General features: G+C 46.8%; 8 protein-coding genes. 6 read left to right on the top strand and 2 right to left on the bottom strand.

The annotated features are described in order from the left end of the window. Together B5F25_RS05800 and B5F25_RS05795 are read left to right on the top strand one after the other, a co-directional pair. Positions 1-1,826, top strand: a 1,826-nt coding sequence (locus B5F25_RS05800) for a glucosamine-6-phosphate deaminase (RefSeq protein WP_140406867.1), incomplete at its 5' end; no start/stop codon positions are given. 325 nt (positions 1,827-2,151) lie between these two features. Beyond that, on the top strand, positions 2,152-2,835 hold the full coding sequence (locus tag B5F25_RS05795; RefSeq protein WP_087210190.1) for a DUF6198 family protein: 684 nt from the start codon (positions 2,152-2,154) through the stop codon (positions 2,833-2,835). Between the two features lie 61 nt (positions 2,836-2,896). Here B5F25_RS05795 and B5F25_RS05790 read toward each other — a convergent pair whose 3' ends face one another. Continuing rightward, the gene (locus tag B5F25_RS05790; RefSeq protein WP_087248198.1) at positions 2,897-4,714 is read right to left on the bottom strand and encodes a YgiQ family radical SAM protein; all 1,818 of its coding nucleotides are present in this window, start codon (positions 4,712-4,714) and stop codon (positions 2,897-2,899) included. A gap of 116 nt (positions 4,715-4,830) precedes the next feature. Further along, positions 4,831-5,169 carry a hypothetical protein gene (locus B5F25_RS05785; protein ID WP_022040324.1) on the bottom strand — a complete coding sequence of 113 codons (339 nt, stop codon included), beginning with the start codon at positions 5,167-5,169 and terminating at the stop codon, positions 4,831-4,833. A gap of 418 nt (positions 5,170-5,587) precedes the next feature. Here B5F25_RS05785 and B5F25_RS05780 point away from each other — a divergent pair, with 418 nt between their 5' ends. The 4 genes from B5F25_RS05780 to fabG all read left to right on the top strand — a co-directional run bounded on the left by B5F25_RS05780 (position 5,588) and on the right by fabG (position 8,023). Further along, positions 5,588-5,752 (top strand): hypothetical protein, encoded by a 165-nt coding sequence (locus tag B5F25_RS05780; protein ID WP_158098076.1) that lies wholly within the window; start codon positions 5,588-5,590, stop codon positions 5,750-5,752. Between the two features lie 31 nt (positions 5,753-5,783). Next, positions 5,784-6,086, top strand: a complete 303-nt coding sequence (locus tag B5F25_RS05775) for an NVEALA domain-containing protein (RefSeq protein ID WP_087248196.1) — start codon at positions 5,784-5,786, stop codon at positions 6,084-6,086. Positions 6,087-6,171: 85 nt separating this feature from the next. Next, the gene (locus B5F25_RS05770; protein ID WP_087248194.1) at positions 6,172-6,783 is read left to right on the top strand and encodes a 6-bladed beta-propeller; all 612 of its coding nucleotides are present in this window, start codon (positions 6,172-6,174) and stop codon (positions 6,781-6,783) included. A 508-nt stretch (positions 6,784-7,291) separates the two neighbouring features. Beyond that, positions 7,292-8,023: a 3-oxoacyl-ACP reductase FabG gene (fabG, locus tag B5F25_RS05760; protein WP_022040322.1), complete on the top strand. Its 732-nt coding sequence runs from the start codon at positions 7,292-7,294 to the stop codon at positions 8,021-8,023. Positions 8,024-8,032: the final 9 nt, after the last annotated feature.

The raw sequence follows: 8,032 nt of genomic DNA, 5'->3' as shown, positions 1-8,032 counted from the left end.
AGGTTATCCGCAAGATACAGGAACGCCAGCATGACGGCAAGTTCTGTACGTTGGCTTTGGGCACGGGGGCTTCGCTCCGTCCGCTTTACGCCGAACTGGTGCGCCGCCATAAGGAAGAAGGCGTCAGCTTCCGTAATGCGGTGATATTTAATCTGTATGAATACTATCCTTTATCAGAGCAGGGGAGCAGCAGCATCGGCCAGCTGAATGAGCTTTTCCTGAACCAGGTGGACATCGACCGGCAGAACGTGTTTACTCCGGACGGCACGATTCCGCAGGATGCGGTCATAGACCATTGCCTGCTGTATGAACAGCGCATCAAGACCTACGGCGGACTGGACATCGTCCTTATGGGCATCGGCAGGGAAGGGAATGTCGCCATGAACGAGCCCGGCTCTACGGCGGCTTCCATTACGCGCCTGATATTTGTGGACAGTACTTCCCGTTCGGAAGCGGCGCATAACCTGGGCGTGGACAACCTGCCTCCTTGTTCCATTACGATGGGCATCAATACGATTATAGAAGCCCGCCGTGTGTATCTGCTTGCCTGGGGCGATGACAAGACCGATATTATCAAGCAGGCGGTAGAGGATAAGATTTCGGATACGCTTCCCGCTTCTTACCTCCAGATGCACCAGAATGCGACCGTCTGCATCGACTTGCCCGCTGCTTCACACCTGACGCGCATCCAGCGCCCGTGGCTGGTGACTAGCTGCGAATGGAACGACAAGCTGATCCGGAGTGCCATCGTATGGCTTTGCCTTTTGACCGGAAAACCGATTCTGAAGCTGACCAACAAGGATTATAACGAGAACGGCTTGAGCGAGCTGCTGGTGCTTTACGGCTCTGCCTATAATGTGAACATCAAGATATTCAACGACCTTCAGCATACCATCACCGGCTGGCCCGGCGGCAAGCCCAATGCGGATGACACCTACCGTCCGGAGCGTGCCAAGCCGTTCCCCAAGCGTGTGGTCGTCTTTTCTCCGCATCCCGATGACGATGTGATATCCATGGGCGGCACCATCCGCCGTCTGGTGCAGCAGGGTCACGACGTGCATGTGGCATACGAGACTTCGGGCAATATTGCCGTAGGCGATGAGGAGGTGGTACGCTTCATGCACTTCATCAACGGTTTCAACCAGCTTTTTGATGAGAATCAGAACGAGACCATCCGCAAGATGTATGCCGACATCAAGCAGTTCCTGCTTCAGAAGAAGGAAGGCGACATCGACACGCGTGACATCCTGACCATAAAGGGGTTGATACGTAGGGGAGAGGCACGCACGGCATGCACGTATAACCGCATCCCGCTGGACCATGTGCATTTCCTCGACCTTCCTTTCTACGAGACGGGGCGCATCGAGAAGAACCCCATTAGCGAGACGGATGTGCAAATCGTCCAGAAGCTGTTGCAGGAAGTACAGCCGCACCAGATTTATGTAGCCGGCGACCTTGCCGACCCCCATGGCACGCACCGTGTCTGCACCGATGCCGTACTGGCAGCTATTGACGAGGAAAAGAATGCCGGTGCCGCATGGTTGAAGGATTGCCGCATCTGGATGTACCGCGGGGCATGGGCGGAATGGGAAATCGAGAACATCGAGATGGCTGTGCCGTTCAGTCCCGAAGAGCTTCGTGCGAAACGGAATTCCATCCTGAAGCACCAGTCTCAGATGGAGAGTGCCCCGTTCCTGGGCAATGACGAGCGCCTCTTCTGGCAACGCAGCGAAGACCGCAACCGTGGCACAGCTTCGCTTTACGACAAATTGGGGCTTGCCTGCTACGAGGCGATGGAGGCTTTTGTAGAGTATAAGCCGTTGTAACGAAACAATAAGAGAAGAAATCGGGACGCAAGGATACCGTAAATAGAAATGAATGTCCTTTAGCCAATATATACCCCTGAAAAATGAATATATACTGCGTTCGCGGTTGAATATATACTGCATCCGCCTACGAATATATCTTCATCGGCAAACGCAGTACTACTGCGTTTGCAACTCAAACGGATTGGCTAATTACGGACATTTATTAAATAGAAAAGTGTCCTTGTACCCGATTTTTTTATTCCACAAACTCTGAATGTCTTATCCGTTTTTCCCAGAAAAACAGTACCTTTGCATGCAAATATAAATAGTTTCATAAAGCGATATGGAAAAGGAAAGTTTGATTAAAAGGTATTTGGTTTTTATTTTAGGTCTGTATTTCTTGGCAATGGGAATCGTATTGATTGTGCATTCGGCATTAGGAACCACCCCCATTTCCAGTACCAATTACGTGTTGAGTCTGAATACTCCGCTTACCTTGGGAACATGGACATTTATCACCAATATGCTGATGGTACTGATTCAGCTTTGGCTTATCCGGGGTAGGTACGGTACGCGCAAAGATGTGGTAGAAATCTTGCTTCAGATACCCTTGTCGTTCGTATTTTCTGCATTTATTGATTTGAACATGTGGCTTACTTCAGAGTTGCATACTACGGGTTACCTGATGTCAATAGGAGTTTTGTTGACGGGATGTCTGGTTCAGTCGGTAGGTGTGGTGTTCGAAATCAAGCCTAAGGTAGCGATGATGAGTGCTGAAGGAACAGTGAAATATCTTTCTCGCCGTTTGCATAAGGAATTCGGTAATGTAAAGGTTGGTTTCGATGTAACGTTGGTTCTGATAGCCGTGCTTCTTTCGTTAGGTTTTACTCGAAGTATTGAAGGAGTACGTGAAGGCTCGGTTGTAGCAGCACTTATTACTGGTTATATTGTGAATTTCTTGAATCATAAAATCATGACCCGCAAGATGCTTTACCGGCTGATGCCAGTACGTATTTTGCATAAATAAACAGCTGAGTGTTGGAGGTGTGTCTGTTTGTCTTGACACACCTTTTGGGGGCAGAACAGTATCAATACAGTTTCTTTATCAGGTCGCTTCTCCCTATCCGTTTCAGTTCGGCAATGATTTTGCGCCGTTCTTCAGGCTTATACCAGAAGAAGAACATACGTTGCGCCAACTTTTCTTTCTGTGTTTTTGCCGAGAAAACGGGTTCCAGTGTGTATGGATGCACACCTGTGTACCAGGCTTCTGTTGCGACAGTCATGGGAGTAGGTGTAAAGTCTTGTACCTGTTCTAAATGAAAGTCCAGCTTTTTAGTGATGACGGCAAGTTCGGCCATGTCCTCTTCTGTACATCCGGGATGACTGCTGATGAAATAGGGAATAATCTGTTGGCGCAGGTTCAATTCACGGTTCAGGCGGTCGAAGATTCGTTTGAATTCATAGAATTGTTCGAACGGAGGTTTGCGCATGATGTCCAATACCCGTGGGCTTGTATGTTCAGGAGCTACTTTCAGCCGTCCGCTTACATGACGTACGATGAGTTCGCGCGTATACTGTGCTGCACTCCGATTTACTTCAGGGTCTTTGCTTTGATGTAATAACAGGTCGTAGCGCACTCCGCTTCCGATGAAACTCTTTTTGATGCCGGGCAAGGCATCCACGCTGTGATAGATGTCCAGTAGCGGGCGATGGTCGGTATTCAGGTTCGGACAAATTTTCGGGTGCACACACGAAGGGCGTTTGCACTTGTGACACAACTTTTCATCTTTGCCATGCATGGCATACATGTTGGCAGATGGTCCGCCCAAATCGCTTAGGTAACCTTTGAAGTCGGGCATTTCTGTAATTGCTTTTACTTCTTTCAGAATGCTTTCCTTGCTTCGGCTCACGATGAATTTTCCTTGGTGTGCCGATATGGTACAGAATGCGCAGCCTCCGAAACATCCCCGGTGGATATTGACCGAGAATTTAATCATATCGTATGCAGGGATGCGCTTGCCTTTGTATTTCGGATGAGGCAAGCGTGTATAAGGAAGGTCGAACGAATAGTCCAGTTCTTTTTGGCTCATGGGTGGATAAGGTGGATTTACGACTACTACCTTATCGCCTGTTTCCTGCCAAATACGCAATGCTTCATATTTGTTCGATTCTTCTTCGATGTGGCGGAAGTTCTGCGCCTGTTTACGTTTGTCGGCAAGGCATTCTTCATGCGAGAAGAGGTGCAGGTCTGTTTCTTCTGCTGCAAAACTTTTCCGGTCGGCCAGATAAGCCGTTTGTGGAATGTCGGTGGGTAGTGGCGTGCCGCATGTTTTCATGCGCCGGCACAGTTCGGTTATGGGCTTTTCGCCCATGCCGTATATCAGCAGATTGGCACCTGAAGTTATCAGGATAGAAGGGCATACTTTATCTTGCCAATAGTCGTAATGCGTCAGGCGGCGCAGGGATGCTTCGATACCTCCCAGCACGACGGGTACATCCGGATACAGTTCTTTCAGGATGCGTGTATATACTATGCTCGGATATTCCGGCCGCATGTCGTGTCTTCCGTCGGGGGTATAGGCATCTTCGCTCCGCAACCGTTTGTTGGCAGTATATTTGTTTACCATGCTGTCCATACTTCCGGCGCTTATACCGAAGAACAGGCGTGGGCGCCCCAGCTTTTTGAAGTCACGCAGGTCGTCACGCCAGTTAGGTTGGGGCACAATGGCTACTTTCAGTCCCTCTGCTTCCAGAATACGCCCGATGACGGCAGCACCGAACGAAGGATGGTCGATATACGCGTCTCCGCTGAATAAGATGACATCCAGTTCGTTCCAGCCTCTCAGTTCCACTTCTTTTTTTGTCGTAGGTAGCCAGTCTGTCAGTTGATAGGTTTTGTTTGTCATTGGGAGATTTCAGGGTTTGAGGTTTTCATCATAAGGAGGACACAGAAAGACTCTCTTTTTGTTTATCTGTTTATCTCCGTGCCCTCCGTGTGAATGTAGAAATTCAAAACAGTTTCTCAGTTCAGAGGTTCGTTCAGCAGTTCGGGGCTAAGGCTGCCTTCCTGCTCACGTTGCCATTTGATGTACAGCTGGATAAGCTGATACAGGCCAAATGCTTTCATGTTGTTGTGATAAATCACATCAATGCACAGGTCGAGCAGGTCTTTGCAATTACCTTCAGAAGAAACGATGAGCGAACGCACGTTCAGTTTCAGTTTGTCCAGAACCGATTCGTCTACAATGCCGTTGCTGTCTATCAGGTGTTGGAACAAGGCATATTTTTCAATGGTTTTCAGGTGTTCTTCTGATATTTCCATAGTCCGTGTGCCGGACGGGTTTGCTTGAATTGTAAACATGATATTTGTCGTTTTTGAGGTTAATGTAAAGCAAAGATAACCGTTTTTTCTTATTCTGTGTATTCTTGAGCGGATTTTTTCACATATACATGGTGAGGCGTACGTCTCCTGATGCCGATAAGACGTGTTTTTCACCTGTTTACCCCCAATCAGCACGTAGAATATTTTAATGAATTCCGCATCTTGCCAATTAACTTGTAGGGAAGGGTTTGCCTGCCCGAATACATCCACGCAGGCGCATACGGGCGGGCGGACACCGTCCCTACATTGGCTCATTGCGGTATTCATATTGTAATTTACTCTTTACTATTTTGATATTATACCATGCGCGGTATGAATTTGTGCATTTTCTTGAACATTTCGCACCGCTTTTGTAGAGACGATGTGCACATCGTCTCTGCTACGTGGCATATACAAAATGCACATTTTCATACCGCGCAAAGGACCAAAAAATCACCCAAAGCACACACGGAAACGGATACATCAAGCCAAGAAAAACTTTTTGGAGAAATTCAAAACAGCTTCTAAGAATACAACAGAAGATGTGCAAACCGGTGATTTGCAGCTTCGCAGGTATCAATGAAAAACAATAATAACATAAAAATTAGCAAAAGATGAAAAAGAATATATTGAAAATCACGTTTGCAGCCGCTTTGGCTGTAGTCGCAGGTGTAACGGCTTATCAGGCGCAGAATAAAGAAATGATGTCAGACTTGGCTCTTGCCAATGTGGAAGCGTTGGCAAGGGATGAAAATACAGGAGGGGATCATGGAAATGAAGAGACCTTTAAAAAAGGTTATATGGCTTCTACATACAAACTGTATATACCTGAATTCCATATGTATACGGAAATGCCCTGTTGTAAATATACTGCGAATAAATATAGTGCTTGTTCTGCGATGGATGTTTGTCCTTAATAGTATAGGAGATTTTGTGAAGAATATTTATATCGAACGCATGATTCGGCTGTAGGATTATGCGTTCTGTGATATTAATTTCAATATGAGAGTAAACAAGATGAAGTATGTGTATGTGATTTTAGTATTTTTGCTTTGTGGATGTTCCCGTTCTTTCCGTTCGGACAGTGAATCATGCAAGGTTTCGGTCGATGTGGATTTTTCGGTTGTGGAAGAATGTCTTTCATTGGCTGATATTGTGTCGGCTAAGCAGATTATTCCTTTGTCTCTTCCCAAGGGCGAGGTGATAGGCAGGCCGGTTCAGGTCTGTACATCCGACAGCTGCCTGTTCGTTTACGACCAGCTTCAGCAGGCTATTTACCGTTTTACGAAAGACGGTACTTTTCTTAATAAGATTCATCGGCAAGGGCAAGGTCCCGGCGAATATACTACGGTTACCCGTCTGATGGTCGGCAGTCATCCCGAAGCCTTGTATGTATATGATAAGGTGGCGGGGAAAATTCATGTATATACTTTTGCCGGTGATTTTCTTCGTACGATTACGACTGAATATATGGCTAATCATATAACGTTGTTGCCCGACGGCAGTTTCCTTTGTTTTACACCGGATTTCATTTATAATGGTCCGTGCGGCCTTTGGCGGATGTCTGCTGATGGTAAAAGATGCTGTTGGAATATAAGGAAAAGTATCCGGTAGTCTCTGCCTATTGGAACCGGTTTTATACCATATCTTCTCAAACGGTTGGCATTGCGTGTCCGGCTACTGACCGGTATCTGCATTACGATTGCAAGGCGGATTCAGTGAGTATGGAATTGCAAATCAATTCCCGGCAGCATACTACTTTCCAGTTCGTAGCAGTTCAGTCCTCGCTCAGTCCCTTGCAGCCAGGACTGCAGTCCTACCCTATATAGGACTGTAGTCCTATTCCGCTGGGACAGCAGTCCTGACTGTAAGGGACTTTTCATGCAGTCGGCTTCTGCGGACGAACAAAGGAAGTAATCCATGAATTGATACTTCATCCGTCTACGGATATATACTTCATTGGCAGATGCAGTACTACTTCAGACAATCTTTCCGCCGTTGAGGATAATCTGCATAATTTAGATGCGTTTGCTCTGAAAAAGAAGATAAGTAGTTTTGTCTTTTGAATGGTATTTTATAATTTTGCGCGTGAATAATTTTTTTATAAAATAGCCAATTAAATATGAAATACGCTCTAGTAACAGGTGGCTCAAGAGGGATAGGACGGGCGGTTTGTCTGACACTGTCGCAAATGGGTATACCGGTTCTGATTAATTATCAGTCTAATGATACAGCAGCCCGTGAGGTTTTAGATACGGTTGTTTCCCGTGGTGGAAGCGCAGAGTTACTGAAGTTTGATGTCGGAAACGAGCAGGAAGTCTCTGCGGCTTTGGATGCATGGGAACAAAACCATCCGGATGATTATATAGCATACCTTATTAATAATGCAGGCATACGGCGGGATAACCTGATGTTTATGATGCCTGAACAGGACTGGCATGATGTCATCAATACTTCGCTGAACGGTTTTTATTACGTGACACGGAAATTGTTGCCTAAAATGCTGATGAGAAAACACGGAGGGCATATTGTCAACATGGCTTCTCTGTCGGGACTGAAAGGTATGCCTGGACAGACAAATTACAGTGCAGCAAAAGCGGCGTTGATAGGTGCGACCAAAGCTTTGGCACAAGAAGTTGCCAGTCGGAATGTGACGGTTAATGCCGTTGCTCCTGGGTTCATCGAAAGCGATATGACCAAAGATTTGCCTGTTGAAGACCTGAAGAAGATGGTTCCGATGAATCGTTTCGGCAAGCCGGAAGAAGTGGCAGCATTGGTCGGATTCTTGTGCTCGGATGCAGCCGGTTATATTACAGGCGAGGTGATTTCGATAAACGGTGGTTTGTATACTTAGTGCATAGGG

This window comes from Bacteroides sp. An19 (assembly GCF_002160215.1).
Classification (GTDB): domain Bacteria; phylum Bacteroidota; class Bacteroidia; order Bacteroidales; family Bacteroidaceae; genus Phocaeicola; species Phocaeicola intestinalis.
The sequence above is the reverse complement of the archived record's forward strand: the minus strand, read 5'-3'. Positions and strand labels throughout refer to the sequence as shown.

Coding starts and splice junctions, on each gene's coding strand:
- B5F25_RS05790 (WP_087248198.1), bottom strand. CDS start 4,714: ATGACAAACAAAACCTATCAACTGACAGACTGGCTACCTACGACAAAA.
- B5F25_RS05785 (WP_022040324.1), bottom strand. CDS start 5,169: ATGTTTACAATTCAAGCAAACCCGTCCGGCACACGGACTATGGAAATA.
- B5F25_RS05795 (WP_087210190.1), top strand. CDS start 2,152: ATGGAAAAGGAAAGTTTGATTAAAAGGTATTTGGTTTTTATTTTAGGT.
- B5F25_RS05770 (WP_087248194.1), top strand. CDS start 6,172: ATGAGAGTAAACAAGATGAAGTATGTGTATGTGATTTTAGTATTTTTG.
- fabG (WP_022040322.1), top strand. CDS start 7,292: ATGAAATACGCTCTAGTAACAGGTGGCTCAAGAGGGATAGGACGGGCG.
- B5F25_RS05775 (WP_087248196.1), top strand. CDS start 5,784: ATGAAAAAGAATATATTGAAAATCACGTTTGCAGCCGCTTTGGCTGTA.
- B5F25_RS05780 (WP_158098076.1), top strand. CDS start 5,588: ATGCACATTTTCATACCGCGCAAAGGACCAAAAAATCACCCAAAGCAC.